We start from the raw sequence: 26,002 nt of genomic DNA, 5'->3' as shown, positions 1-26,002 counted from the left end.
ATCCGATCTCGCGGATGTGGGTGACCCCTGCGCCGTGAGACCCGCCCGAAAGGCACCACACGTTCATGACCACCTTCGCGTCCCTCGGCGTGCCCACCGCACTGGTCGAGGCTCTCGCCGCCGACGGTAAGACCGAGGCATTCCCCATCCAAGCCGACACCTTGCCGGACACCCTCGACGGCGCCGACGTCCTCGGCCGGGGCCGCACCGGCTCCGGTAAGACCCTGGCCTTCGCCATCCCGCTGGTCGCCGGTCTGGCCGAGATGGAGGTGACCCGCACCCCGGGCGCCCCCACCGGACTGGTCCTCGCGCCGACCCGTGAACTGGCCACCCAGATCGCCGACGCGGTGACCCCGCTGGCCACCGCCGTCGGACTGCGCGTGACCACCGTCTTCGGCGGCGTCAAGCAGACCCGTCAGGAACAGGCCCTGCGCCGTGGCGCCGACATCGTCGTGGCTTGCCCGGGTCGCCTCGAAGACCTGGTGCGCCAGAACATCATTCGCCTCGACGACGTCGAGATCACGGTCCTCGACGAGGCCGATCACATGGCCGACCTCGGCTTCCTGCCCGCGGTGACCCGCATCCTCGCCGCCACCCCCGCCGACGGACAGCGTCTGCTGTTCTCGGCGACGCTGGACAACGGCGTCGACAAGCTCGTCAAGCGATTCCTGCACGACCCGGTGATGCACTCGGTCGACGACGCCAGCTCACCGGTCGAGCAGATGACCCACCACGTCTTCGAGGTCGCCGACACCACCGCGAAGACGGCGGTGATCCGTGAACTCGCCTCCGGCACCGGGCGTCGAGTCCTGTTCATGCGCACCAAGCATCAGGCCCGCAAACTCGCCAAGAAGCTCACCGCCGAGGGCATCCCGGCCGTCGATCTGCACGGCAATCTCAGTCAGGCACAACGTGATCGCAGCCTGGCCGCCTTCGGCGACGGCTCGGTGCGCGTGCTCGTCGCCACCGACGTCGCCGCCCGCGGCGTGCACGTTGACGACATCGAACTCGTCGTCCACGTCGATCCGCCGGCCGAGCACAAGGCCTACCTGCATCGGTCCGGTCGCACCGCCCGCGCCGGCAGCGCCGGCGACGTGGTCACCCTGTGCCTGCCCGAGCAGCGCCGCGACCTCAAGTCGCTGCTGGGCAAGGCCAAGATCACCGTCACCCCGCAGCGCGTCGAGGCGAGCTCCACGGCCGTCGACGAGCTGGTCGGTGAGCGCGCAGAATTCGTGACGCCGGCACCCGAGGCCCCCGCGGCCGCGCAGCGCGGCGGATCGAACCGTAACTCCGGTGGCCGACGCCGCTCCGGTGGCGGCGGGCGTTCCGAAGGCGGTCGCGCCGGAGGGGCACGATCCGGCGGCGCCCGATCCGGTGGGGGCCGCTCCGGTTCGGCACGTTCCGGCGACAACGGCACCGGTCGCGGCCGCTCGCACGGCGCGAATCGCGGCCAGTCGCACGGTCAGGCGACCGGCAATCGCGGCCACGGCAACCGCTCACAGGGCGCACGACGATCAGTGAGCCAGACCACACGCTGACACCGCGTGTGACCAGACGATCATAAATTGCACGACCCTGCAACATTGCAGGGTCGTGCAATCTCCGTACGGTGGAGGACATGCCCCCCACCGGTCTCCGCGAGTCGAAGAAGGCGGCCACCCGCCAGGCACTCGCGCATGCCGTTCTCGCACTCGCGCTGCGCGACGGCATGGACCACGTCACCATCGAGGCCGTCGCAGCCGAGGCCGGCGTCTCGGTCCGGACCTTCCACAACTACTTCACCGGCAAAGAGGACGCCCTGGTCAGCTTCGTCGGAGATCTGATCGGGCAGATCGTGACCAGGGTGAGCTCCCGACCGGACTCGGAAACCCTGTGGGACTCGTTCCGAGTCGTCCTCATCGAGATCGCCACTGAAACCGAGGACGTCGAACCCGAACAGTTCGTGACGCTCCTGCGCCTCTTCGACAACGAACCGGCACTGACCGCCCATAGCCGGCACGTCGATCTGCTCGCCACCTGCGAAGACCAACTGCGCGCGATGATGACCGCCCGCGGCGTCGACCCGTCCGCGTTGTATCCCCGCCTCGCCTTCGACCTCGCGCTCACCACCGCGCGGTCGGCGCTCGAGCACTGGATGAAAGTTCGCGACACCGTCGGCGCTGACGCCCGCAGCATTCTCGATCTCGCCTTCGACCAGACCGGTTCTGGTATGGCACAACCACTTCCATCACTGTCCCAGCCGAATCGTCCGCGGCCGACACCCGAGGAGCACTGACGTGGCCAATTTCCTGTACCGAGTGGGCCGCTGGGCCTACATCAACAGATTCAAGACCATCGCCATCTGGGTGCTGGTCCTCATCGGACTCGGCCTCGGAGCCGCGTTCCTCTCCAAGCCGACCACCGAATCCTTCTCCATCCCCGGAATCCCGTCCGAGCGTGCGCAGAACCTGATGGTCGAGCGCTTTCCGGACAAACCCAAGTTCGGCAATGACGTCAGCGTCACGTACGTGGTGGCCGCGCCCGACGGCGCCTCGCTGACCGATCCCCGCTACGGGGCCGCGGTCGAACAGATGGTGGCCCAGCTCCGCCAGGTCGAGGGTGTCAAGAACCCCCAGACCGCCGTCGTCAATCCGTTGCAGCTCTACGGAACCCAACAGCAACCGGGTCCGGCACGTCAGGAACTCGTTGCCGCACAGGAGAAGACGTTCGGCGCCTCGCCGGAGCAGGCGGCCGCGACGGTGCAGGCCGGCTCCCCGGTCAACGCCGACGCCAGTGCGGTGCAGTTCGGCGCCGGGTTCGACGTCGACGCCTCCGCTGACGTCACCGACGCCATGCGCGATCAGATGGACGCCGTGGCCCAGACCGGCCGCGACGCCGGCCTCACGGTCGAGATGAAGGGCACGGCGACAAGCAGTTTCGAGCTCGGCGTGACCTCGGAGCTGATCGGTATCGCCGTCGGCGCGCTGATCCTGATCCTGACCTTCGCCTCGTTGGTGGCCTGGGGTATGCCCATCCTCACCGCCATCGTCGGTGTCGCCGTCGGCATGATGGGTGTGTCGATCGCCACCGGATTCTTCGACCTCAGTCAGGAAACCCCGGTCCTGGCAACGATGATCGGCCTCGCGGTCGGCATCGACTACGCCCTGTTCATCGTGTCCCGCTATCGACATGAGATGCACCGCAGCGCAACGCGTGCCGAAGCTGCGGGCAGAGCCGTGGGAACGGCGGGTTCGGCGGTGGTGTTCGCCGGTTCGACCGTGGTCATCGCCCTCGCGGCACTCGCCATCGTCAACATCCCGTTCCTCACCGCGATGGGCATCGCGGCTGCGGGGACCGTCATCGTCGCAGTACTGGTGGCCCTCACCCTGCTCCCGGCGATCCTGGGACTGTTCGGCGGCAAGGCCTTCGGCGGACGGCTGTCGTTCCTCAACGCTCCCGACGTGACCGGCGACGAGACCGCACGGGTCCACAACGGGCAGCGCTATGTGCACCAGGTGGTCACACGTCCGCGCCTGGTCACCGGCGTCATCGTCGTCGGCCTGATCCTGCTGGCGTTGCCGATGGCGGGCCTCAAACTCGCGCTGCCCAATGACGGCACGTCGGATCCGTCCACGACGCAGCGGCAGGCCTACGACCTCGTCGCCGAGGAGTACGGCCCCGGCTACAACGGCCCACTGGTGCTCGTCGCCGACGGTGTCCGACTCCCCGATCAGGCGGCCCGTATCCGTGCCTATGACAGTCTCGTCGACGACATCCGCGGCACCGACGGCGTCGCGGCGGCGTGGATCGCGGCCGGCGACGTCGGCAAGAACAACGGCGATGCCGCGATCGTGACCGTCATCCCGTCCAGTGCCGCCGACTCCGATCAGACCCACGACCTGGTGACCACGTTGCGCGACAAGGAATCCGGGATCGATCAGCGCCTCGACGTGAGTTACGGCGTGACCGGGCAGACCGCCATCGAACTCGACGTCTCCGACCGGTTGTCCGGCTCCCTGATCCCGTATCTGCTCGTCGTGGTGGGGTTGGCCTTCCTGATCCTGATCGTGGTGTTCCGGTCGATCCTCGTGCCCCTGGTCGCGGCGCTCGGCTTCCTGCTGTCGGTGGCCGCCACCTTCGGGGTCACCGTCGCACTGTTCACCGACGGCTGGCTGGGCATCGTGAACAACCCGCAACCGCTGGTCAGCTTCCTGCCGATCATGTTGGTGGGCATCGTGTTCGGACTCGCCATGGACTACCAGGTGTTCCTGGTGACCCGCATGCGTGAGGCCTATGTCCACGGCACCGACGCCAAACAGGCCGTGATCGTCGGCTACCGCCACGGCGCTCGGGTGGTGGCCGCGGCCGCCGCGATCATGATCTCGGTGTTCGCCGCGTTCATGCTCCAGGACATGGCCTTCATCAAGGTGATGGGCTTCGCGCTGGCGATCGCGGTCGTCTTCGACGCCTTCATCGTCCGGATGACCCTGATGCCCGCGGTGCTGACCTTGCTCGGCGAGAAGGCGTGGTGGCTGCCGCGGTGGCTGGACCGCATCCTGCCCAACGTCGACATCGAGGGTGAGGCGCTCGGCGAGAAGACCGATCAAGCCCCGCCCACGGACACCGACCGCGACGCGGTTCCCGCCGGTCGCTGACAGTACAGGCGGCCAACGAATCGAACTGCGCCCGCCAGGACTCCCGCCGGAAGTCCGGCGAACCCGGCGGGTGCAGTCGGTAGGACTGCTGCTCGGCGATGCTCTGGGCGACGATCCGCAAATACTCGTCCGGCTCCCGGGTGCTCCTGTCCGACAAGGTGGTTGCGCGCTCTCGGACCGTTGGATGCCACGATCCGTCGGCGTCCCGCCAACACGACGGGACGCCGTCGGTGCCGCAGGCGGGTTCGGCTCCAGCAACGCATCAACGATCTCGGGGGGATAGTTCCATTTCCCGGTCTCTTTGGGGCGATCCAGAACGCCTCGAGAAACTCCTGATTGTCCTTACATCCAGCACACGTGTCGCGCCGGCAACGACACTCAGTCGACCGCCATCTCCCCGAGCTCCGACCAGTCGTCCTGCTCAACGGTCGTGTTGATGATCTTCGGCGTCTCGGCCAGGTAGGCAGGCAACTCGGCGGTCGCCTTCTTGAAGTGATCACTGTTCACGTGCGCACCGGCGGCATCGTCGTCGAAGGCCTCGATGAGGACGTACGCGGTGGGGTCGGTGAGACTGCGTGACCACTCGAACCAGCGGTTTCCCGGCTCGGCCTGGGTGGCCTTGGTGAACTCGGCGGACAGCGCCGGCCATTGGTCGGCGAATTCGGGCTTGATCTTCCAGGTGGCGACGATATGGATCATGGGCCCAACCGTAGCCGCCACGTGCCACTCCGAGCGTCTCGATTCGCGACAGTCGCCGCCGATTTACCGACCGCTCGCTCGGCGGCCGCGAGGAAGGCATAGTGTGGGGTGGAACACATACGTGTGACAACCGCGAGACGGAGGATAGATGCGCGAGATCACCAAGTTCTACATCGACGGCCAGTGGGTCGAGCCGACCGAGCTCAACCTGATCGACGTGATCAACCCGGCCACTGAGAAGTCCGCCGGGCAGGTCGCGCTCGGCACCGCCGCCGACGTCGACGCCGCGGTCGCCGCGGCTCGTCGCGCCTTCGCCACCTGGGGGCAGACCACGGTCGACGAGCGCGTCGCCGTGCTCAACGCGATCATCGCCGAATACCAGAAGCGGATGCCCGATCTGGCCGCCGCGGTCACCGAGGAGATGGGTGCCCCGGCCGGACTGTCCAACGCCGCACAGGTACCGATCGGACTCGGCCACCTGATGACTGCCGCCGCCACCCTGCCCACCTATTCCTTCGGCGAGGACCGCGGCGCGCACCGCATCGTCAAGGAGCCGGTCGGCGTCTGCGGCTTCATCACGCCGTGGAACTGGCCGCTCAACCAGGTCATGTGCAAGCTCGCACCGGCGTTGGCCACCGGATGCACGGTGGTGCTCAAGCCGTCGGAGGTGGCCCCGTTCAGCGCCGCCATCGTCGCCGAGATCCTCGATGCCGCCGGCGTTCCCGCGGGCGTGTTCAACCTCGTCAACGGTGACGGACCAGGCGTGGGGGCGGCGCTGTCGAGCCATCCCGACATCGACATGATCTCGTTCACCGGCTCCACCCGTGCCGGCATCGAGGTCGCCAAGAGCGCGGCACCGACGGTCAAGCGCGTCGCCCAGGAGCTCGGCGGCAAGAGCCCCAACATCATCCTCGACGACGAGGACTTCGCCAAGAACGTCGCCGGAGGCATCGCGACGATGATGCTCAACTCGGGTCAGTCCTGTAATGCCCCGAGCCGCATGCTCGTTCCCAATTCGCGTCTCGACGAGGTCGCCGGGATCGCCAAGTCCGCCGGAGCGCGACTCACCGTCGGCGATCCGAACACCGACGTCCGCCTCGGCCCGGTGGTGTCCGAAGCCCAGTTCGACAAGATCCAGGGTCTGATCGAGCGCGCGATCGATGCGGGCGCCAACCCGGTGATCGGCGGTGCGGGCCGGCCCGAGGGGCTGCCCACCGGCTACTACGTGCAGCCGACCGTGTTCACCAACGTCACCAACGACATGGAGATCGCCCAGACCGAGGTCTTCGGTCCGGTGCTGGTCGTCATCGGCTACGACTCCGTCGACGAGGCCATCAAGATCGCCAACGACACCGAGTACGGCCTGGCCGGCTACGTGTCGGGCAAGGACATCGACGAGGTCCGTCGTATCGGCGGGGCGATCCGCGCCGGTTCCATCGCGCTCAACGGCGCGCAGGTCGATCCGGCCGCCCCGTTCGGCGGTTACAAGAAGAGCGGCAACGGCCGCGAATGGGGTGGCGACTACGGCTTCGAGGACTTCCTCGAGGTGAAGTCGCTGCTCGGCTACGACGCCTGACACCTGAGGTTCCCTTTCCGGCCGTCGCTGAACCACTTTCCCGGTTCAGCGGCGGCCGACTCTTTCTCGCCGGTCGCGGCACGGGGACCCCGCAGTGGACGCGCGCCGTCCCGTTCTTCGAGCCTCCCCGTGTGAACTTGCGAGCCCGTAGCGCGTCGAGACACCCGCACCGACGCCGGAACACCAACGCCGGAACACCAACGCCCCACCCATCCGACCCACATCCCGCCGCGAACACCTTGTGCACCGACACCGAAGCAGGACCGAAGCAGGGAGGCCGCATGAGCGTCGCCGCATCGTTGGCGCGGGTGATCGAAGACCAGACACGGGGTGAGTTACCGGTCCATCTGACGGCCTGGGACGGCAGTACCGCCGGCCCCGAGGACGCACCGCACGTCGTGCTCTACAGCCGGGATGCGTTGCGGCGCATGCTCTGGCATCCGGGGGAACTCGGTGCCGCGCAGGCCTATGTCACCGGTGAACTCGACGTCACCGGTGATCTCGACGACGCACTCACCCACGTGTGGCAGGTGTCGGCCGAACGCGGCCTCTCCAAGATCCGGCTCACTCCCCGACTGTTGTGGGATCTGACTCGACTGGCGTTGTCGCACAAGCTGATCGGACCGCCCAAGGCGCCGCCGGCCTCGCAGGCGCGGGTACGCGGCCGGTTGCATTCCCGGGCGCGGGACCGCGCCGCGATCAGCCATCACTACGATCTGTCCAACGAGTTCTATTCGCTGATCCTGGACGAGCACATGGCCTATTCGAGCGCCTACTGGACCTCCGAGGCGCCCGACTACACGCTCGCCGATGCGCAAGCCGACAAGCTGGATCTGGTGTGCCGCAACGTCGGACTGGATCACCTCGGGCCGGGAGCGCGGCTACTCGACATCGGATGCGGATGGGGATCACTGTCGCTGTTCGCGGCGGAGCGCTACGGTGCACGGGTTCTCGGCGTCACGATCGCCGCCGAGCAGAAGGAGTTCATCGACGCCCGGATCGCCGAACGCGGACTGGGTGACCTGGTGGAGATCCGCGTGCAGGATTACCGCGAGATCCCCGATTCCGGCTTCGATGCGGTGGCCTCGATCGAGATGGGTGAGCATGTGGGACAACGCAATTACCCCACCTATGCCGCCGTCCTCCATGACAAGGTGAAGGCGGGCGGGCGCGTCTGCATCCAGCAGATGTCGCGTCGCGCCGGCAATCATCCCGGTGGCGGCCCGTTCATCGAGTCCTTCATCGCCCCCGACATGTACATGCGTCCGGTCGACGACACCGCCGCCATGCTGCGCGACGCCGGGCTCGAGGTGACCGACGTGCGGCCGATGGCCGAGCACTATGTGCGCACCGTGGACGCCTGGTACGAGACGTTCGAGAAGAACTACGACGCCGCCGTCCGACTCGTCGGTGACGAGGTGGCACGGGTGTGGCGGCTCTACCTCGTCGGCGGGCGGATGGCCTTTCGTGACGGCCGGATGGGCGTCGAACAGTTCACGATGCGCCGACCCGCTGATCCAGCCACCGTGTGAGTGTGCCGATCACGTCGTCCTTCTCCGGTTCGTTGAAGATCTCGTGACGCAGCCCGTCCCAGATGATGACGGTCTTGTCGTCCGACCCGGCCAGCTTCTCAACGAGTCGGCTGCCGTCCGGGTTGGTCAGCTTGTCTTCGCTGCCGTGCATCACCAGCACCGGCATTCTCAGCGTCGGCAAGCGCTTCGGGAAGGACTGCATCGTGGTGACCATCTCTGCACCCAGCCGGGCCGGGATCTTGCCGCGGTACACCAACGGGTCGGCCTCGTACTCGGCCACCACCGCCGGATCGCGACTGATACTGGCGGAGTCCAGCGCCAACGTGGGCAGCGTCGGCGCGATCTTGCCGACGATCTTCGACACCGCGATCAGCGGACCGGGTAGGTCGTCGCCCGGCATGATCGCCGCGCCGGACAGGATGAGCCCGGCGAGTTCGTCGGGGTGGTCGAGCGCGTAATCCAGCGCGATGCAGCCGCCCATGCTGTGTCCCAGCAGATAGGTGGGCAGTCCGTCGACGGCGACGTTGCCGATCACGCGGTGCAGGTCGGTGGTGTAGTCGGAGAACGAGCGGATCCGCATGCGCGCACCGCCCGAGCGGCCATGCCCGAGGTGATCGGGAACCGCCACTACGTACCCGTCGGCCAACAGTGCATCGACAACGTGGCCGTAGCGTCGTCCGTGCTCGCCCATGCCGTGCGCGATGACGACCACCGCGCGCGGCTGCGCCGACTCGGGTGTGTGGACGTCGTAGACGATGGTCTCCCCGTGTGCGCCTTGAAATTCGCGCTCCTCGACAGTCACTGACCGCTCACCCCAATCCGATGCGTGACATGACACTGCGACTGGCCGATTCGATGGCCCCGATCGGACGCAGCGCGGCCTCGCCGATCGCCACCAATGCCTCCACCCGACCCACGATCAATTCCATGCGGTCCACGATCTCACCCATCCGGTCAACGGTCGCATCCACCTGCACCAGTGTGTTGCTCAGGTGGTTCAGCGTGGCTTCCATCTTCACCATCGTGCCGTCGAGATCGGTGAGGGTGTTCCCGAATCCGTCGAGCGCGTCGCCCATATCGGTGAGGATCGTGTCCACCTGGCCCACGGTGACATCCGCGTTGAGCGCGGCCTGCGCGAGTTTCCGGAATCGCTGACGCTCGCCGGGACGAGTCCCGGTCGGCGCACCTTTGTCTGCCATGGGCCTGATTATGGTTGTTTTGCACGCCATCGGGAAGACATCGGGATACACCGTGTCCACAGATGCCGAGGCCAACCCCGGACGCGATTCGGCCGCGACCTCAGGGTTGGTATCGCGCGGACGACTCCGCGACCGTGTGTGCCCGGGAACGCAAGACGTCGCGGAGCCAGGCCGGTTCGATCACCTCGAAGTCGAGGTCGAACCGCAGATTCCACAGCACCCGCGACGCGCGCGCCCGATCCGCGAAGCGCAGATGGACGCGGACGTGTGTCGGTGAGTCGCTCTCCTCGACCGACGTCACCGTCACCGGACCGACAAGCTTGTCGACGTGAAGCCGTGCGCAGTCGAGGATCACCTCGAGTTCCTCGAAACCGGCCCGGAACGCGTCCCGATGCCGTTCCCACACCTCGTCGAGATCCACCTGGTCGTCCCGGCTCGCCGATTCGTCGAGAATCCGCACATCCGACATCCGCGACACGCGATACATGCGCTCGTCGCCATCGGAAGTGGCGACGAGATACCAGGTGTCGCCGGCGACGATGAGACCGATCGGATCGAGTACCCGTTCCCGGGGCTCGCGTCCTCGCGCCTGATAGGTCAGCCGGATCCGCCGGCCGTCGAACACCGCCTGCTGCACCGGGGCGAGTTCGTCGAGCGTCGCCGGGGAACGCACAAAACCCTCCGGGCGCACCAGGATTCGCTGAGCGGCCGCGGCGACCCGACTCCGGTGCGCCTCCGGCAGGGCGGCCTCGAGTTTGCGCTTGGCGCTCGCCGCGGCGGGCGAGTCGATCCGCCCGCCGCCCGACAGCACGGCAATCGCCTCACTCAGCGTCAGCCCGGACAGATCGGTGCGGTATCCCGGCAGCAGCGCGAATCCGCCGTGGCGTCCCCGCTCGGAGTACACCGGCACCCCCGAGGCCGACAAAGCCTCGATATCCCGCAACACCGTGCGCTCGGAGACCTCCAATTCGTCGGCCAGGTCCGCAGCCGTCATCCGGCCCCGAGAGCGCAACAGCATCAGGACCGACAACAGGCGATCGGCACGCACGAGGAAAGTCTCTCAAAAATACCTGACAGAAGATGTCAGGTATTGGCGTTTCACTGGTTGTCGTCAGCCACCACGACCACGGAAGGATTCATCATGAGCACTCCCGCACTCCCCGCCGATCCCCGCCCGGTTTACGCCGCCGCGACCCGCTGGGTCACCGATCTGCTCGGCCACGTCGACGACGACCAACTCGACTCCCCCACTCCCTGTGACGATTTCGACGTTCGCGCTCTCGCCGGGCACCTGATCGGCACGGCCCGTCGGGCGGTCGCACTCGGCAACGGCGACGACGTCTTCGCCGTGCCCAGCATCGACGATCGCCACGATGCGGGCACCTACGCCGATCTGACCACCGGGGCCATCGACTCCTGGTCCGAGGACGCGAAACTCACCGCGATGGTGAAGGTTCCGTGGGGCGAGGTCCCCGGCGCGGGCGCACTCTGGGGCTACGTGAACGAGACGCTGGTCCACGGTTGGGATCTCGCCGTCGCCACCGGACAAGACGCCGAACCCGACCCGGCACTCGCCGAGGCCACTCTGGCTGTGGCACAACGGTTCATCCCGGCCGAGATCCGCGCCGACGACACCGTCCCGTTCGGCCCGGTCGTCGAGCCACGCGACGGTGCCGGGCCCACCGAACGTCTCGCCAACTGGTCCGGACGGACGTCGTCGGCGTGGGTTCAGGTCACCGCATAGGTCGTACCGGTTCACACCCGGACGCCACGGTCGCCGCCACCTTCTTCGCGCGGGTGGTGGCGACCCGATGGTTGCATGGTGCTCTTCGACCTCACACCTCCTTTGAGCGAGGTGGCCGAGGGCTTCGCCGCGATGGATGAGCGGCGGGCGATCACATCGTTGTTGTGGCCGTAGCTCGGCTGACCGTGGCCCTACCGCTCGCCGATCGTCTCCGGCTCCCGAACCGGCAGTGTCGTGGGTTCCTCGATCCGCGCACCACCACGGGCGGCACCGACTCCGGCGGCCACCACCAGGCCCAGCCCGATCACCGACGCGGGACCCGGAACCTGGTGCAGCACAATCAGGCCGATCAACATCGCGAACCCCGGTTCCAATGCCATCAGGGTGCCGAACGACGAGGTGGTGAGTCGTCGCAGCGCCTGCAACTCGAGCACGAACGGCACCACCGGCAGCAGGATGGCCAACCCCAGTCCGATCAGCCACAGTTGCGGGGTCATCCGGCCCAGCGTGGCGGGACCGGCCACGACGGTCGCCACGATGCCGGCGACGGCCATCGACACCGCGAGTCCCTGCAGGCCGGATACCTCGTCGCCGACCTTCTGGGTGAGCAGGATGTAGGCACCCCAGCAGACCGCGGCGGACAGGGCGAACAGCACGCCGGTTCCATTGACACCTCCCGACCACGGTTGGGTCAGCAACAGCACCCCGAGTGCGGCCAGCGCCGGCCAGAGGATCCGTGCGCCCCCGCGTGCGGTGAGGACCGCCACGCCCAGCGGGCCGAGGAATTCCAGCGCACTGGCGGTGCCGAGTGGTATTCGGGCCGCGGCCCCCATGAACAGCATCACCGACCCGGCGGTGGCGACGCCGAGCGCGACGGCCGCGAGGAAGCCGCGGCGGGTGAAGGCACTCGGCCGAGGGCGCACGAACGCCGGCAGCAGCACCCCGGCCCAGGCCAGCCGCAGCCAACCCGCGCCCTCCGCACCGATGCGGTCGACGAGCGCCACCGAGAACGCCAACCCGAGTTGGACACAGAGCATCGATGTGATGGCCATCGTCGTGCCGGTGCGTGCCGCCGTCTGCTTCATATCGCCATTGAAGAACATCAGGATCGTTCACGTCCACGTGATTTTCCTCGACATATCGTTCATGATTCACGAACAATTTGGGTATGGACCCTCGCCGCCTGGAACTCCTACTCGCCCTGTCCCGACTCGGCTCGATGCGCGCGGTCGCCGACACCCATCACCTCACCACGTCGACGGTGTCTCAGCAGATCGCCGCACTTGCCAAGGAGACCAGGACACAACTGATCGAACCCGACGGTCGACGCGTCCGGCTGACACCCGCCGGCCGACGACTCGCCGATCACGCTGTCACCATCCTGGCTGCAGTGGACGCGGCACTGCGCGATCTCGACCCCGACGCCGAACCGGCGGGCACCCTACGAATCGGTGGGTTTGCCACGGGTATCCGCGTGTCCTTGATGCCCACACTGGCCGAATTGACCGAGACGCACCCGGGACTCCACGCCATCGTCAGCGAGTACGAGCCGATCGAGGCATTCGGCCTCCTCGCCGGTGACGATCTCGATCTGGCGTTGACCTACGACTACAACCTCGCCCCGGCCACCCCCGATCCTGTTCTGGAAAGCATCGCATTGTGGTCCACCCCTTGGGGTTTGGCGGTACCGGAGCGCGCATCGGGCACTCCCGACCTCAACGACTACGCAGACCACGATTGGATCGTCAACTCCCGCAACAGCGCCGACGAGACGGCCGTGCGCGTGCTGGCATCGCTTTCGGGGTTCACGCCGCGGATCGCGCATCAGATCGACAATCTCGACCTCGTCGAAGATCTCATCCTGGCCGGCTACGGCGTCGCGCTGCTGCCCCTGCACCGGCCGGCTCGAGACGGCCTGACGGTACTGCCCCTCGCCGAACCCGACATCCGGATGACCGCCTACGCCGTGACCCGTCGAGGGCGCGAACCGTGGCCACCGTTGCGTGCCCTGATGAATCGGCTGGTACCCACCGGCGCCACCCCGGAGCTCGACCGGTGGCCGCGAACCCTATGACATCAACCAGTGAGTGACCCCGGAATACCGCGCCCCATCACCCTGTTGTGGACTGTGACGGTTCGCGGATATCTGCCCCGGGCCCCACCCCATCTGCCGCTACGAGCGGCCACTTGCCGAGAGGCGCACTATCCGCGGGCCGTCGCTCTTTTCTTCCTTCGCCGCGCTCCCGCCGCCGCATCCTCGGTCGCTCTTGACGACCCGCTCTGCGCGGACGTCAGGTAGGTGGGGTGCCGCCAACCCATGGTCCCCCGCCCCATGGTCCCCCGTCGTCGTGGAGAACGGCGAGGCCGTTCAAGGCCGCCGTGCCACAGACGAGGAGATCGACCACCGACAGTGCACCTATGGCACCCATCGCGGCCAGACGGTATTGGGCCGAATCGAACTACCGCCATAAGCTTTTCGGGACTGGTACGTCGGGATACAAATCGGCGAATATCTCGTCCACCTGCCGAAGCTTGTTCGAGTTGTGTGCCGAGCGGCGAAACTCCACACGCTGCGGTGCACAGGATCGCATGACTTCCTTCAGTGCCTCGTCGTCAAGATCTACCTGCGTCACGGACATACGACCGCCCCCGCTCACGGCACGTACATGATGCGCAGTTGACACCAACAGCCCCACAAACTGTGCGTGCCGCCACCGCTGGACGCTGCGCCCCCGGAATAACCATCCATCCCACCCCGTTGATCCCCTCAGTCGCTCAAAATTGAGCAACTCAACCGAGGAGGTTCCCATGCCCGCCGTCACCGCCGACACCACCACCCTGCCCCGGCTGACGCCGGCCGCGCTCGAGGACACCGAACGCGAGGTCCGCTCGGTCACCCGCGGCCCGCGTGGCTACGAGGGCGAGGGCTTCCCGGTCGTCCGGGCCTTCGCCGGGGTGCCCACCGCGGCACTCGATCCGTTCATCCATATGGATCAGATGGGTGAGGTCGACTACCAGCCGGGCGAGCCCCGGGGTACCGACTGGCATCCGCACCGCGGCTTCGAGACCGTGACCTATATGATCGACGGCCGGTTCCAGCATCAGGACTCCACCGGTGGTGGCGGCCTCATCGAGAACGGCGCCACCCAGTGGATGACCGCCGGCTCGGGCATCCTGCACATCGAGACCCCGCCCGCCGAACTGGTCGAATCCGGCGGACTGTTCCACGGTATCCAGCTGTGGGTGAATCTGCCCGCCAAGGACAAGTTCCTCACACCGCGCTACCAGAACCTGGAGGGCGGCCAGGTCGCGCTCGTCGCCTCGCCCGACGGTGGGTCCCTGGTCCGGATCATCGCGGGTGAGATCGACGGCCACGCCGGGCCGGGCTCCACCCACACCCCGATCACCGTCGCGCACGCCACCGTCGAGCCGGGCGCGTCGATCTCGCTGCCGTGGCGCCGGGACTTCAATGCCCTGGTCTACGTCCTGTCCGGCCGTGGAACCGTTGGCGCGCAGGCACGTCCGATCGAGCAGGGACAGCTCGCCGTGTTCGGTGCCGGCGATCGCCTGAGCGTGTCGGCCGATTCCGGACAGGACAGCAACCGACCCGCGCTGGAGGTGCTGTTGCTGGGTGGCAAGCCCATCCGCGAACCGGTCGCGCAGTATGGTCCGTTCGTGATGAACACCCGTGAACAGCTCGTCGAGGCAATCAACGACTTCCAGGCCGGACGGCTCGGCGTCGTACCGCCGGATGCGCTGATGCCGCACACCAGCGTCCGCTGACACCACAGTGAGTTCTATTGCACGAGACCCCGCCTCGTGGCGCTCCTTCGTCGAGACCAGCGCACGCCTGCACACCCTGCTGGACGAGGAGTTACGCGCCCACTGCGGAATGTCGTTGTCGGACTATCACATTCTGCTGATCCTGCAGGAGTGCCCGGAGCACCGCGCCCGGATGCGCGAGCTGTCGCGACGGATGGTGTTTTCCACCTCACGCCTGTCCTATCAGATCGACGTGATGGTGAAACGTGGCTGGCTCCGGCGCGAATCGGCTCCCGAGGATCGCCGGGGCAGCTACGCCGTCGTCACCGACGCGGGCCTTGAGGCATTCGCCGCGGCCGCCCGCGACCACGGCGAGGCGGTGACACGCCTGTTCTCCGTCGCCCTCTCGCCCGCCGACGACCACCACCTCGCGACCATCATGGACACCCTCGCCCGTCATCTCGATGACCTCTCGGATTAGGAGACCTCATGACCACCACCTCGCAGATCCGAGTGATCCGCGCCGACGAGCGTCATCGTTGGGACAGCGGATGGCTCACCTCACTCCAGTCCTTTCCCGCCACCGGCAATTTCGACCTGATCGGCAACGCCCACGGGGTCCTGATGGTCAACAACGACGACACCGTCGACGCCGGCGAGGGCTTCGACACCCACCAGCACGCCGACACCGAGATCGTCACCTGGGTTGTCGAGGGATCGTTGCACCACAAGGATTCCCGCGGCCACGAGGGAGTCCTCACCCCCGGCGTGGTGCAGCGGATGACCGCAGGCACCGGGATCATGCATTCCGAGCGCAATGCGTCCAGCCGCACCGACAACCGGCGCCTGCGGGTGGTTCAGATGTGGGTTGCCACCGAATATGCCGGGGCGACACCCGGTTACGCCGAGGCAGACGTCACCACGGTGCTGTCGAGGGGTGAGCTCGTCCCGATCGTGTCCGGCCTCGAACGCCATCACGGCGTCGCACCGGTGACTCTGCCGAACAGCTACGCCACCTTGCACGCCGCACGGATGCGTGCCGGTGGCACAGTGACGCTGCCGGAAGCTCCGTTCGGCCACCTGTATGTGGTCGACGGGACCGTCGACCTCTCCGCCGACGGTGAGGTCACCTCACTCGGGCGTGGCGACGCCGTCCGATTCACCGGCGCCGCAGATCAACCCGTCACCGCGTCCTCCGACGCCGAGATCCTCTACTGGGAGATGTACACCGGGTTCGGCTCGCGCTGAGTCGAGTTCGCGCTGAGGCGAGTTCGCATCCCGGACGAGGCGTCACGGCTGCAACGACGGTTCATCCGCGGTGGACAACGTCAGCACGGCCTCGACGACGATGTCCTGCTGCTCGATCTCCGCCTCGATCCGGCGCAACAGCACGGCGACGTCATGCTCACGCAGATCCCCGCGAATGTCCACGGCCGCAACGAGGTAGTACTGCACCGGGCCCACGTACTCGATGTGCAGGTACGTCACGCGGTCGATGTCGGGATGGTCGAGCAGGAACCGCAACATCGTGCCACGCGTGGCCGGCATCGCCGTTTGGCCCAACAAGAACTGGCTGTTGCGCTTGATGAGGAAGATCGCGATCACACCGAGGAGCAGTCCGACCAGAATGGAGCCGATCGCGTCGTACACGGCGTTGCCGGTGATCTCGTGCAGCGCCATACCGGCGGCGGCGATCAGCAGTCCGGTGAGGGCGGCGGCATCCTCGAAGAACACCGCGCGCAGAGTGGCTTTGGAGGTGCGGCTGACGAACCGGAGGGGATGCATCGACAGCCGCCGACCACCCTCATGCGCCTGCCGGACCGACTGCAGAAAGGAAATGCCCTCCAGCACAAAGGATATGGCAAGAACGATGTAGCCGATCAGGTAGTCGGCGTCGGGTTCGGGATGGCGCAGGGAGGTGATGCCATGCATCACCGACACGGCAGCACCCACCGCGAACAGGCCGAACGCGGCGAACATCGACCAGATGTAGGTTTCCCGACCGTGCCCGAAGGGATGGGCGCGATCCCGGCCGAGTCCACCACGCCGTTCGGCGATCAGCAGGAACACCTCGTTACCCGAGTCGGCCCAGGAATGCACCGCCTCGGCGACCATCGAGGCCGAACCGGTCAAGACCGCGGCCACCGATTTGGCCACCGCGATGAGAATGTTCATCGTGAACGCGATGATCACCGTCAGCAGTGATTCCGAACCGTCGGACTTGGGTGCCTCGTTCCGCTCCTGATCCACCTGCCGAGCATCTCACGGCGAGCGTCGTCCACGCGGGACAAGCGGCGGCGCACCCGGGGAATCCCAAGTGCGCCGCGCCGATGAGCTCAGCCCCGCTGTGAAAGGGTTATCCGAGGCTGAACGGCTTGCCGTAGAACGTCGTGACCTGCTCGGCGTTACCGGTGACCACGTAGACGTTGGCGTAGGACCGTGCCTGCGCGTAGCCGGCACAGCCGTTGATCTGGATCGTCTCGTTGACGTAGCTCAGTCTGGCCTCGTCGACGCCCTTGAACGTCACCTTGGAGGAGTGCTTGTCGGCGCCGAAATCGTCGGCGCTTTCCACGTCGTTGATGTAGACGTTGACCGCCTGGCCGGGGCCGACCGAGATCGATCCGCCGGCGGTGGCGGTCGCGGCGGTGACGTCGCCGCTGCTGTTGGCGGTCCCGCTGCCACCTCCGTTGCTGGTGAGGCCGGAGATGTTCACCTGGCAGCCGATGATGTAACCGGCCTGCACCTTGATCTTCTTGGCCTTGGTGCTGGTGTGCACGGCGTAGTTCGCCGACACCCAGGCATTGCGGTGCAGCGGCGTACCGCCCAGCGACGGGTTGATCGTGGCGTTCTCGCCGGAGCGGGTCACCGACACGACGGTGCCGTCACCCATGCGCTGCTGGTCGGTCTGCGACGGCAACGCGACGTGCACGTCGGCGGCGGCGACGCCGGTGACCGACAGCAGCGCGGCGGCACCCACCGCGACGGGTCCGCCGAGTACGGCAAGGCGTTTGAGACTGATGTTCATGGATCTCCCTCTCGGAGAATGGAAGTACGCCGGAAATCATCGGCGCGGTTGACTATGGGATGAAACGTCAGCCGATGGAGAACGGCTTGCCGTAGAGGTTGATCTTGCGGTGGTTGCTGCCCGTGGTCTCCACCGTGACGAAGGAACGCGCCTGCGCGTACCCCGCACAGTTCTGGACCTGCAACTGCACGCGGTCATAGTCGAAGTAGTAGGTGCCCGACTTCTCGATGTCCTTGTAGTCGATCTGCGCGAACACGACCTGACCCGGCGTGATCGGGACACTGAGGGTGCCGGTTCCGGTGGGTGCGCTGGTGATCGCATTGAGGGTGCCGGTGAAGCCGACCGAGGCGCTACCCACGTTGACTTGGCAGCCGACGATGTAACCGACCGACAGGGTGGCGGCCGCGCCGTCGGTGGAGGTGCCGTTGCTGCCCGGCGACGCGGATTCACCGGCAGGACCGTTGTTGGGGCCGGCGGCCGATTCCTTGAGCCCGGAGGCCTTGAGCACGATGTGGGCACTGACCCAGGCGGTCCGGCCGAGGCCGTTGCCGGCCAAAGATGGTGAGATCTGCGCGGATTCGCTGGTACGCGTCAGATCCAGGCCGTCGGCGTGGGTGCTGCCGCCGGGCAGTCGCACGAAGGCGTCGGCATGTGCCGGCGCGGCCGTCGCCAACCCCACCCCGAGTGCCGCGACGCCCGCGGCTGCCGCGCGCACGGCCACGCGGTTGCGCCGTGACTTGTTGGTGCTCATTGGTTCCCCTCACAGATGTCGTCAACGGTCGCGGTGTTCACGACCTCGCGAAGCGTACGGGGCCCACGGCGACCGGCCGGTGGCACTCAGATGGCGTGCAGATGACCGTTGGCCGGTCGTCGGAAGAATTCGATGTCCATGAAAGCCGTTGTGTACCAGTGTTGTTCGGTTTGTCCGCGGTACGGTGACGGCAATCTCGGACAATTCGGATGATTCGGTATCCGATGGCTGTGTGTCGTTCGCGCGATTACAGTCAGCGGGTGCCTTTCCCCGTGATACCCCCACCGGTTCGTCGGTGGTTCCTCTCCGACATCAGCCCCGAGCCCGCGGGACTGATGGGACCGCACCGTATCCCCAGCGAGGAATCCCACACCCATCCGTGGTGGAAGGTGATGTGCCTGACGGGCGTCGACTACTTCTCCACGCTGGGCTATCAACCGGGTATCGCCGTCCTGGCGGCCGGGACCATCGCACCGTTGGCCACCATCGTGCTGGTCGCTCTCACACTCTTCGGGGCGCTCCCGGTCTACCGTTACATTGCGCGGCGCTCCCATCGCGGTGAGGGCTCAATCGCGATGCTCGAGCACCTGCTACCGCGCTGGGGCGGCAAGATACTCGTCCTGGTGCTCTTGGGTTTCGCGGCCACCGACTTCCTGATCACGATGACATTGTCGGCGGCTGACGCCACCGCACACTTCATCGAGAATCCGTTCATACCGTCGTTTTTCGAGGGCCACAACGTGGCCATCACCCTGGTGTTCCTGGCGCTGCTGGCCGCGATCTTCCTCCGCGGATTCACCGAGGCCATCACCGTGGCGGTGGGACTCGTCGCGGTGTATCTGACACTCAACGTCGTCGTCATCGCCGACGGCCTATGGCACCTGGCCACCACCCCGCACGTGATGGTCGACTGGCGTCACGCCATGACGGTCGAACACGGCAGCCCGTGGATGATCGTGGCCGTCGCGCTGCTGGTGTTTCCCAAGCTGGCACTCGGATTGTCGGGCTTCGAGACGGGTGTGGCGGTGATGCCGCAGATCGACGGCTCCGACGACGACCCGCCCGATCATCCCGCGATCCGCATCGCCGGGGCCCGAAAGCTGCTGACCACCTCCGCGGTCATCATGAGCGTCCTGCTGATCACCAGCAGCCTCGTGTGCACGATCCTGATACCGGAGGACGAGTTCCAGCCCGGCGGGCCCGCCAACGGTCGCGCCCTGGCCTTCCTCGCCCACGACTACCTCGGCAACGGCTTCGGCACCGTCTACGACATCAGCACCATCCTGATCCTGTGGTTCGCCGGCGCCTCGGCGATGGCCGGACTCCTCAACCTGGTGCCGCGCTACCTCCCCCGCTACGGCATGGCGCCGGACTGGGCGCGCGCGGCCCGCCCACTCGTGGTGGTGTTCATCCTCATCGCGGCCGGGGTGACCGTGCACTTCCGCGCCTCCGTCGACGCCCAGGGCGCGGCATACGCCACCGGCGTGCTCGTGTTGATGACGTCGGCGGCGGTCGCGGTGACGCTGTCGGTGCGTAAACGACGACGCACCGTTGCGACGATGGCCTTCGCCGCCATCTCGATCATCTTCGCGTACACCACCGTTGCCAACATCATCGAACGGCCGGAGGGCGTGCAGGTCGCGGCCTTCTTCATCGTGGCGATCCTCATCGTCTCCTTCGCCTCCCGGATCAACCGCTCCTTCGAACTGCGCAGCGGCGAGATCACCTTCGACGACACCGCACAACGCATCATCGACGCCGCAGCCGACTTCGGGCAGATTCACATCGTCACCCACGACCCGGAGGAGCGGTCGGAGGCCGAGTACCACGACAAGGAGATCCAGCAACGCGCCGAAAGCCACATCCCCGACGCCGAGCAGATTGTCTTCCTCGAGGTCAACGTGACCGACTCGTCGGAATTCAGCACCGATCTCGAGATCCACGGGCGCTATCACGAGGGCGGGTTCCGCATCCTCTGGGTCGATTCCGCCGCGGTACCGAACACCATCGCGTCGGTGTTGTTCGCCATCCGCGATTGGACCGACATCGTGCCGAATGTGTATTTCGAATGGAGCGAGGCGAATCCGCTGGTGAACCTGCTTCGCTTCCTGTTCATCGGCGAGGGCGAGGTGGCGGCGGTGACCCGCGAGGTGGTGCGCCGGGCCGAGCCGGACACCGCCAAACGGCCCTCCGTGCACGTCGGATGACGTGTCGTCGGCAATCCGCCGCAGCACCGGTCTCGAACCCCTGAGTGTCCACACCATCGAGGACCACCAGGAGTCGACATGCACAAGTCCACCCGTCTCGCACTCGGATTCGCCATCGCCACCGCCGGAGCCGGAGCCATCGCGTTCGCTTCCGCCCCCGACGCCGCTGCGGCGCCATCGATCTGTCCCGCGTTGCCCGGCCAAACTGCCACCGCCCCAGGATGTTCGGCGGCGGCGACCGACAACGGCCTCAGCTTGGCGATCTCCGTCGACGGGGGTAACGCCACGTCGTCCGCCACCAACCTCGCCGGTCCGGCCGCGATCGCCGTCGGCCCGAACGCCTCGGTGACCATGACCGGCGTGCGCCCCGGTCTCGCGATCGGTATCGCCGGCCCGGGAGCATCGGTGACCGTCAACGGCGTCACCGGACCCACCTGCACCGGAACCGGCCCCGCCTTCGCCGGCGACTTCCAGACCCTGCAGGGATGCTGGCGGTAAACCTCTGCACGACAGCAGGATTCACAGTTCACCTCCCTCCGCTGACGGCGCTCTGTCCGACGTTGACAGCGCTCTCACCCACGTTCACAGCGCTCTCACCCACGTTCACAGCGGAGTCCAGAGCGCCGTCAGTGAGACCCAGAGCGCCGTCAACGACGAGGTGAGCGCGGTCAGTGCCGCCGAGCCCATGACAAACGTCATGGGCCATTGATGACATCTGCTCTGGGTGCGCCGACCCCGCAACGGGCATCGTGAGATGCATGACCACAGCACCCGCGATCCACACCCAGAGCCTTCGCAAGTCGTTCCGCGGCCCACACGGCAACCGCGTCACCGCCGTCGACGGCCTCGACCTCACCATCCGCCCCGGCGAGGTGGTGGCCTTCCTCGGCCCCAACGGTGCGGGCAAGACCACCACCATCGACATGATCCTGGGTCTGTCCCAACCCGATTCGGGATCTGTGGCCGTCTACGGCCAGACCGCCAGAAGCGCCGCGCGTGGCGGCCGGATCGCCGCGGTCCTGCAAAGCGGTGGCCTGCTGCCCGATTTCACCGTCGAGGAGACGATGCGCATCGTGGCGGCACTGCACGGCCGCAGCGGCGACGTCGAATCGGCGATGTCGCGCGCCGACATCGCCCACCTCGCCGGCCGCAAGGTATCCCGGTGCTCCGGTGGCGAACAGCAGCGCCTCAAGTTCGCGCTCGCCACGCTCCCCGACCCGGACCTCATCGTGCTCGACGAACCGACCGCAGGTATGGACGTCGAATCCCGCCGCTCCTTCTGGGCCGCGATGCGCACCGACGCCACCCATGGCCGGACCGTCGTGTTCGCCACCCACTACCTCGACGAGGCCGACGACTTCGCCGACCGCATCATCATGATCGCCCAGGGCCGGATCGTCGCCGACGGATCGACCGCCGAGATCCGCAACATCGCAAGCCGGCGCATCGTGTCGGCCATCGTCGACGACGCCGAGCTGGCAACAGTGGCGAGAGTGATCGTCGACCTCGAGGTCACCGAACGACGCGGCGGACGAACCTATCTGTCCGCGGCCGACTCCGACGCGTTGGCCCGATGCCTACTCACTTCGACCCACGCACGTGAGGTCGAGATCGCCACGCACAACCTCGAAGACGCCTTCGTCGCACTCACCTCGGCAGCCTGATCCACACTCCGCCTGACTGCATTCCGCCCGATCCGCAGTTCAACCACACTCGAAGGACACACCATGACCACCGCCACGATCGGTCAGCCCGCCGAGCAACGCTCGACGAGCCTCACCAGCCTCATCCCCTCGACCACCTACCTGCGACTCGACATCCGCCGGGTTCTGCGCAACCGACGCGCGATGATCTTCACCGTCGCGATGCCCGCGCTGCTCTACCTGGTGTTCGGCGCCACCCAGAACACCGACGACACCGTCGGTTCCGGCAACGTCGCGTTCTATGTCCTCATCGGCATGGCCGTGTACGGCGCCATCCTCGCCGCGGCCTCCAACGCCGCATCCGTGGCGATCGAACAGCAGGCCGGCTGGACCCGCACGCTGATGATGACGCCCCTGCGGCCGTCCGGATATGTCGGCACCAAGGTCGGCGTCGCACTCGCGATCGGCGCGCTGCCGATCCTGGTCCTCACCGTTGCCGGTGTCGCCACCGGGGCGCATGCACCCGTCGGGATCTGGATCGCCTGCCTGCTCCTCGGCTGGATCGGCGCGTCGGTGTTCGCCGCCTTCGGGCTGGCCGTCGGCAGCCTGATGCACTCCGACGGTGCCATGCAGGTCATGGGCGGCATCCTGGCCCTGCTCGCGTTCGCGGGCAACGTGTTCGTCCCACTCAAGGGCGTGATGCTCACCATCGCGCAGTTCACCCCGATGTTCGGCGTCGTCACCCTCGCCCGCTACCCGCTCGACCACGGGGTGACCGTCTACGGCACTCACATCCCGCTGTGGGTCGCGTGCGCCAACCTGATCGTGTGGGGCGTGGTCTTCGCTTCGACCGCCGCAGTCTTCTACAGTCGCAGTACAACTCGTCAGTGACGAGCAACGCAGAACACCGCAGAAACGGCCCACACAATGACCGACATCCACCCCGCGTGGCGAACGCCCTGGCGCAACATGCGCTGGGCGTTCGTCGCCATCTGGATGCTGTTCCTCGGCTATCCGCTCGGCGCGGTGATCGGCTCGGACCACTCCGCGCCGGTCAAGGCGATCGGCTACGCCCTCGTGGGGGCTTTCGCGCTCGTCTACCTGCTGGCCAGCGTCTACGTGCTGTCGGGCCGCACCGGGCCGGATCGCCGCGGGGTACCGGTCTTCGGGGTGCTGGCGCTCCTCACGATCGGCCTGCTCCCGATCATCGGCGAGGGTGCATTCGGCACAGCACCATTCCTGATGGTGGTGGCGGCGTTCACCTTTCCGTACGGCTGGGCAGCGACCACCATCTGCGGTGTCGTCGTGTGCGCCCTGGCCATCCCGGCCATCGCCGGCTGGGAGCAGGACCTCGGCCTGGTCGTCGTCCTCGTCGCGGTGGGCTTCACCATGCTGGGCTTTCGCACCATCGCGATGCGCGAGAACGAACGGGAACGCGCCGAAGAACGCCGTCGCGAACTCGACGCCGAACTGGCCGCCGTCGCCGAACGTGAACGCGTCGCACGCGACGTCCACGACATTCTCGGCCATTCACTGACCGTGATCACCATCAAGACCGAACTCGCCGGTCGCCTCATCGACCTCGATCCCCAACGCGCGAAAGCCGAGATGTCCGAAGTGAATCAACTCGCCCGGGACGCCCTCGCCGAGGTCCGCTCCACCGTCGGACAGTTGCGCACCCCGGATCTGCCCAGCGCCATCGCCGGCGCCGAAAGCGCCTTGCTCGCAGCCGGGATCACCGCCGACCTACCCGGTCCCGACATCCACACCCCCAACAGCTCGCTGTTCGCGTGGGTTCTGCGCGAGGCCGTCACCAACGTGGTCCGCCACAGCGGCGCCTCCCGCTGCGTCGTCGTGATCGATGACACCTCGATCACTGTGCGGGACAACGGTTCCGGAATGGGCGCATCCGGATTCGGCAACGGGCTGCGCGGATTGACCGAACGGGTCGAGTCCGCGGGCGGGACCCTGAGCGTCACCTCCGACGCCGACGGCACGGCGGTGACGGCGGTGACGGCGGTGAGGACATGAGTGGCCCGATCCGGTTGCTCCTCGCCGACGATCAGGCCTTGGTGCGTGGAGCACTCGCCGCACTCCTCGACCTCGAACCCGACCTCGATGTGGTGGCCCAGGTCGGTCGAGGGGACGAAGTCGTCGCTGCGGCACGCGATTCCGGCGCACAGGTCTGCCTACTCGACATCGAGATGCCGGGAATCGACGGAATCGACGCGGCGGCCGCGGTACACGCCGAACTACCCGACGTCCACTGCCTGATCGTCACCACCTTCGGCCGACCCGGATATCTGCGGCGCGCCATCGAGGCCGGGGCATCGGGATTCGTCGTGAAGGACACCCCGGCAGCCGAATTGGGCGATGCGGTCCGCCGTGTACACGCCGGCCTACGAGTGATCGACCCGATGCTGGCCACCGAAAGCCTCACCAGCGGCGACAATCCACTCACCCCACGCGAATCCGAGGTGTTGCGGGCCGCCCTGACGGGCGCGACGGTGGCCGCCATCGCCGCCGAGGTCCACCTGTCGGCCGGGACGGTCCGCAATCATCTGTCATCGGCGATCGGGAAGACCGGCACCGCCACCCGCGCCGAGGCGGCGCACGTCGCCCGCGAGCGCGGCTGGATCTGATGCCGGCCGAATCGACTGCCGCTCAGTCGAAGTCGACGTCGAGACCCCGCAGATATGCGGCCTGGCCGACGTGCTGGGCGTCGTCGTCGAGGATGCTCACCAATCGCACACCCAGCGTGACCGGCGGATCCCACCGCGTGTCGATGACGCGGTCGAGGTCGTCGTCATCGAGGCCGGCCAGATAGTCCACGGTGACCTGATGGGCCGCATCGTAGTAACCCACCAGCAACTCCGCCGGTCCGACCACCCGGATCACGTCGGCGGCGCTCTGCCCGTACCCACTGGCCGACGGCTCGAACGGCAACGCGAACCGGTCGAACCAGCCGTCGGAGGTCCACACCTGGTCGGTACCGGCGACATCGGCGATCTGCGCGTCCTGCACCCGGGCCAGATGCCAGATGAGCCACGCGATGGTGTTGGCACCGTCGGCGGGCTGATAGGTGAGTCGCTGCTCCTCGATATCGTCGAGTACGGCGTGGACGTTCTCCCGGACGCGAGCGAATCCGTCGGCGAGGATTTCGGTGGATTTCATATGTCCACACCTACTCCCGTATCACCACAACTGCATGTATCCGCCCGGATGCAAAG

The 26,002-nt window shown here is 67.0% G+C and carries 25 protein-coding genes; 16 read left to right on the top strand and 9 right to left on the bottom strand.

Features of this window, described 5'->3' with window-relative positions; genetic code table 11:
• Positions 1–65 precede the first annotated feature (65 nt).
• From ACWDPV_RS14535 to ACWDPV_RS14525, 3 genes are all read left to right on the top strand, one after another.
• Positions 66–1,538, top strand: a complete 1,473-nt coding sequence (locus tag ACWDPV_RS14535) for a DEAD/DEAH box helicase (protein WP_449743553.1) — start codon at positions 66–68, stop codon at positions 1,536–1,538.
• Between the two features lie 80 nt (positions 1,539–1,618).
• Positions 1,619–2,275: a TetR/AcrR family transcriptional regulator gene (locus ACWDPV_RS14530; protein WP_449743552.1), complete on the top strand. Its 657-nt coding sequence runs from the start codon at positions 1,619–1,621 to the stop codon at positions 2,273–2,275.
• Between the two features lies 1 nt (position 2,276).
• The gene (locus ACWDPV_RS14525) at positions 2,277–4,634 is read left to right on the top strand and encodes an MMPL family transporter (protein WP_449743551.1); all 2,358 of its coding nucleotides are present in this window, start codon (positions 2,277–2,279) and stop codon (positions 4,632–4,634) included.
• A 378-nt stretch (positions 4,635–5,012) separates the two neighbouring features.
• On the opposite strand, the gene ACWDPV_RS14520 is transcribed toward ACWDPV_RS14525, so the two are convergent.
• Positions 5,013–5,333, bottom strand: coding sequence for a putative quinol monooxygenase (locus ACWDPV_RS14520; RefSeq protein WP_449743550.1), 321 nt, complete (start codon positions 5,331–5,333; stop codon positions 5,013–5,015).
• A gap of 148 nt (positions 5,334–5,481) precedes the next feature.
• Here ACWDPV_RS14520 and ACWDPV_RS14515 point away from each other — a divergent pair, with 148 nt between their 5' ends.
• The gene (locus ACWDPV_RS14515) at positions 5,482–6,909 is read left to right on the top strand and encodes an aldehyde dehydrogenase family protein (protein WP_449743549.1); all 1,428 of its coding nucleotides are present in this window, start codon (positions 5,482–5,484) and stop codon (positions 6,907–6,909) included.
• Positions 6,910–7,190: 281 nt separating this feature from the next.
• Entirely contained in the window at positions 7,191–8,441 is a 1,251-nt protein-coding gene (locus ACWDPV_RS14510; RefSeq protein ID WP_348809597.1) for a cyclopropane-fatty-acyl-phospholipid synthase family protein, read from the top strand.
• On the opposite strand, the gene ACWDPV_RS14505 is transcribed toward ACWDPV_RS14510, so the two are convergent.
• From ACWDPV_RS14505 to ACWDPV_RS14495, 3 genes are all read right to left on the bottom strand, one after another.
• Positions 8,404–9,243, bottom strand: coding sequence for an alpha/beta hydrolase (locus ACWDPV_RS14505; protein ID WP_449743548.1), 840 nt, complete (start codon positions 9,241–9,243; stop codon positions 8,404–8,406). The two genes, ACWDPV_RS14510 and ACWDPV_RS14505, sit on opposite strands and share 38 nt — an antisense overlap.
• A 7-nt stretch (positions 9,244–9,250) precedes the next feature.
• Complete coding sequence (locus ACWDPV_RS14500; protein WP_449743547.1) at positions 9,251–9,640, bottom strand: hypothetical protein; 390 nt, start codon at positions 9,638–9,640, stop codon at positions 9,251–9,253.
• A gap of 100 nt (positions 9,641–9,740) precedes the next feature.
• The gene (locus tag ACWDPV_RS14495) at positions 9,741–10,688 is read right to left on the bottom strand and encodes a helix-turn-helix transcriptional regulator (RefSeq protein ID WP_449743546.1); all 948 of its coding nucleotides are present in this window, start codon (positions 10,686–10,688) and stop codon (positions 9,741–9,743) included.
• A gap of 93 nt (positions 10,689–10,781) precedes the next feature.
• Between ACWDPV_RS14495 and ACWDPV_RS14490 the strand changes: the two genes are divergently transcribed.
• The gene (locus ACWDPV_RS14490) at positions 10,782–11,384 is read left to right on the top strand and encodes a TIGR03086 family metal-binding protein (protein ID WP_449743545.1); all 603 of its coding nucleotides are present in this window, start codon (positions 10,782–10,784) and stop codon (positions 11,382–11,384) included.
• Positions 11,385–11,575: 191 nt separating this feature from the next.
• Here the strand turns inward: ACWDPV_RS14490 and ACWDPV_RS14485 are convergent, their stop codons facing one another.
• Positions 11,576–12,487, bottom strand: coding sequence for an EamA family transporter (locus tag ACWDPV_RS14485; RefSeq protein ID WP_449743544.1), 912 nt, complete (start codon positions 12,485–12,487; stop codon positions 11,576–11,578).
• 65 nt (positions 12,488–12,552) lie between these two features.
• On the opposite strand from ACWDPV_RS14485, the gene ACWDPV_RS14480 reads away from it, so the two are divergent.
• The 4 genes from ACWDPV_RS14480 (at position 12,553) to ACWDPV_RS14465 (ending at position 16,394) form a co-directional block, all read left to right on the top strand.
• Positions 12,553–13,458: a LysR family transcriptional regulator gene (locus ACWDPV_RS14480; RefSeq protein WP_449743543.1), complete on the top strand. Its 906-nt coding sequence runs from the start codon at positions 12,553–12,555 to the stop codon at positions 13,456–13,458.
• Between the two features lie 734 nt (positions 13,459–14,192).
• Positions 14,193–15,167 carry a pirin family protein gene (locus tag ACWDPV_RS14475; RefSeq protein WP_449743542.1) on the top strand — a complete coding sequence of 325 codons (975 nt, stop codon included), beginning with the start codon at positions 14,193–14,195 and terminating at the stop codon, positions 15,165–15,167.
• Positions 15,168–15,174: 7 nt separating this feature from the next.
• The gene (locus tag ACWDPV_RS14470) at positions 15,175–15,627 is read left to right on the top strand and encodes a MarR family winged helix-turn-helix transcriptional regulator (RefSeq protein ID WP_449743541.1); all 453 of its coding nucleotides are present in this window, start codon (positions 15,175–15,177) and stop codon (positions 15,625–15,627) included.
• Positions 15,628–15,635: 8 nt separating this feature from the next.
• A complete protein-coding gene (locus ACWDPV_RS14465) occupies positions 15,636–16,394 on the top strand; it encodes a pirin family protein (protein ID WP_449743540.1) in 759 nt (252 codons plus the stop codon).
• 42 nt (positions 16,395–16,436) lie between these two features.
• On the opposite strand, the gene ACWDPV_RS14460 is transcribed toward ACWDPV_RS14465, so the two are convergent.
• From ACWDPV_RS14460 to ACWDPV_RS14450, 3 genes are all read right to left on the bottom strand, one after another.
• Complete coding sequence (locus ACWDPV_RS14460; protein ID WP_449743539.1) at positions 16,437–17,396, bottom strand: cation diffusion facilitator family transporter; 960 nt, start codon at positions 17,394–17,396, stop codon at positions 16,437–16,439.
• 106 nt (positions 17,397–17,502) lie between these two features.
• The gene (locus ACWDPV_RS14455; RefSeq protein WP_449743538.1) at positions 17,503–18,171 is read right to left on the bottom strand and encodes an MspA family porin; all 669 of its coding nucleotides are present in this window, start codon (positions 18,169–18,171) and stop codon (positions 17,503–17,505) included.
• Between the two features lie 67 nt (positions 18,172–18,238).
• The gene (locus tag ACWDPV_RS14450) at positions 18,239–18,922 is read right to left on the bottom strand and encodes an MspA family porin (protein WP_449743537.1); all 684 of its coding nucleotides are present in this window, start codon (positions 18,920–18,922) and stop codon (positions 18,239–18,241) included.
• A gap of 335 nt (positions 18,923–19,257) precedes the next feature.
• On the opposite strand from ACWDPV_RS14450, the gene ACWDPV_RS14445 reads away from it, so the two are divergent.
• The 6 genes from ACWDPV_RS14445 (at position 19,258) to ACWDPV_RS14420 (ending at position 25,414) form a co-directional block, all read left to right on the top strand.
• The gene (locus ACWDPV_RS14445) at positions 19,258–21,129 is read left to right on the top strand and encodes an amino acid transporter (protein ID WP_449743688.1); all 1,872 of its coding nucleotides are present in this window, start codon (positions 19,258–19,260) and stop codon (positions 21,127–21,129) included.
• 78 nt (positions 21,130–21,207) lie between these two features.
• A complete protein-coding gene (locus ACWDPV_RS14440) occupies positions 21,208–21,627 on the top strand; it encodes a hypothetical protein (protein ID WP_449743536.1) in 420 nt (139 codons plus the stop codon).
• A 260-nt stretch (positions 21,628–21,887) separates the two neighbouring features.
• A complete protein-coding gene (locus tag ACWDPV_RS14435; RefSeq protein ID WP_449743535.1) occupies positions 21,888–22,793 on the top strand; it encodes an ABC transporter ATP-binding protein in 906 nt (301 codons plus the stop codon).
• 63 nt (positions 22,794–22,856) lie between these two features.
• A complete protein-coding gene (locus tag ACWDPV_RS14430; RefSeq protein WP_449743534.1) occupies positions 22,857–23,663 on the top strand; it encodes an ABC transporter permease in 807 nt (268 codons plus the stop codon).
• A 36-nt stretch (positions 23,664–23,699) separates the two neighbouring features.
• Positions 23,700–24,803, top strand: coding sequence for a sensor histidine kinase (locus ACWDPV_RS14425; protein ID WP_449743533.1), 1,104 nt, complete (start codon positions 23,700–23,702; stop codon positions 24,801–24,803).
• The gene (locus ACWDPV_RS14420) at positions 24,800–25,414 is read left to right on the top strand and encodes a response regulator transcription factor (RefSeq protein WP_348802836.1); all 615 of its coding nucleotides are present in this window, start codon (positions 24,800–24,802) and stop codon (positions 25,412–25,414) included. The genes ACWDPV_RS14425 and ACWDPV_RS14420 overlap by 4 nt, the downstream gene beginning before the upstream one ends.
• A gap of 22 nt (positions 25,415–25,436) precedes the next feature.
• On the opposite strand, the gene ACWDPV_RS14415 is transcribed toward ACWDPV_RS14420, so the two are convergent.
• Entirely contained in the window at positions 25,437–25,946 is a 510-nt protein-coding gene (locus tag ACWDPV_RS14415) for a mycothiol transferase (RefSeq protein ID WP_449743532.1), read from the bottom strand.
• Positions 25,947–26,002 lie beyond the last annotated feature (56 nt).

The organism is Gordonia sp. NPDC003504 (assembly GCF_053587995.1).
Note: the sequence above shows the minus strand (reverse complement) of the source record. Positions and strands in the feature narration are given on the sequence as shown.

Excerpts from the sequence above, each read along its gene's own strand:
- ACWDPV_RS14430 (WP_449743534.1), top strand. The coding sequence starts at position 22,857 with ATGACCACCGCCACGATCGGTCAGCCCGCCGAGCAACGCTCGACGAGC.
- ACWDPV_RS14415 (WP_449743532.1), bottom strand. The coding sequence starts at position 25,946 with ATGAAATCCACCGAAATCCTCGCCGACGGATTCGCTCGCGTCCGGGAG.
- ACWDPV_RS14420 (WP_348802836.1), top strand. The coding sequence starts at position 24,800 with ATGAGTGGCCCGATCCGGTTGCTCCTCGCCGACGATCAGGCCTTGGTG.
- ACWDPV_RS14535 (WP_449743553.1), top strand. The coding sequence starts at position 66 with ATGACCACCTTCGCGTCCCTCGGCGTGCCCACCGCACTGGTCGAGGCT.
- ACWDPV_RS14465 (WP_449743540.1), top strand. The coding sequence starts at position 15,636 with ATGACCACCACCTCGCAGATCCGAGTGATCCGCGCCGACGAGCGTCAT.
- ACWDPV_RS14480 (WP_449743543.1), top strand. The coding sequence starts at position 12,553 with ATGGACCCTCGCCGCCTGGAACTCCTACTCGCCCTGTCCCGACTCGGC.
- ACWDPV_RS14450 (WP_449743537.1), bottom strand. The coding sequence starts at position 18,922 with ATGAGCACCAACAAGTCACGGCGCAACCGCGTGGCCGTGCGCGCGGCA.
- ACWDPV_RS14530 (WP_449743552.1), top strand. The coding sequence starts at position 1,619 with ATGCCCCCCACCGGTCTCCGCGAGTCGAAGAAGGCGGCCACCCGCCAG.
- ACWDPV_RS14500 (WP_449743547.1), bottom strand. The coding sequence starts at position 9,640 with ATGGCAGACAAAGGTGCGCCGACCGGGACTCGTCCCGGCGAGCGTCAG.
- ACWDPV_RS14425 (WP_449743533.1), top strand. The coding sequence starts at position 23,700 with ATGACCGACATCCACCCCGCGTGGCGAACGCCCTGGCGCAACATGCGC.
- ACWDPV_RS14445 (WP_449743688.1), top strand. The coding sequence starts at position 19,258 with ATGGGACCGCACCGTATCCCCAGCGAGGAATCCCACACCCATCCGTGG.
- ACWDPV_RS14510 (WP_348809597.1), top strand. The coding sequence starts at position 7,191 with ATGAGCGTCGCCGCATCGTTGGCGCGGGTGATCGAAGACCAGACACGG.
- ACWDPV_RS14485 (WP_449743544.1), bottom strand. The coding sequence starts at position 12,487 with ATGTTCTTCAATGGCGATATGAAGCAGACGGCGGCACGCACCGGCACG.
- ACWDPV_RS14520 (WP_449743550.1), bottom strand. The coding sequence starts at position 5,333 with ATGATCCATATCGTCGCCACCTGGAAGATCAAGCCCGAATTCGCCGAC.
- ACWDPV_RS14490 (WP_449743545.1), top strand. The coding sequence starts at position 10,782 with ATGAGCACTCCCGCACTCCCCGCCGATCCCCGCCCGGTTTACGCCGCC.
- ACWDPV_RS14435 (WP_449743535.1), top strand. The coding sequence starts at position 21,888 with ATGACCACAGCACCCGCGATCCACACCCAGAGCCTTCGCAAGTCGTTC.
- ACWDPV_RS14455 (WP_449743538.1), bottom strand. The coding sequence starts at position 18,171 with ATGAACATCAGTCTCAAACGCCTTGCCGTACTCGGCGGACCCGTCGCG.
- ACWDPV_RS14515 (WP_449743549.1), top strand. The coding sequence starts at position 5,482 with ATGCGCGAGATCACCAAGTTCTACATCGACGGCCAGTGGGTCGAGCCG.
- ACWDPV_RS14440 (WP_449743536.1), top strand. The coding sequence starts at position 21,208 with ATGCACAAGTCCACCCGTCTCGCACTCGGATTCGCCATCGCCACCGCC.
- ACWDPV_RS14475 (WP_449743542.1), top strand. The coding sequence starts at position 14,193 with ATGCCCGCCGTCACCGCCGACACCACCACCCTGCCCCGGCTGACGCCG.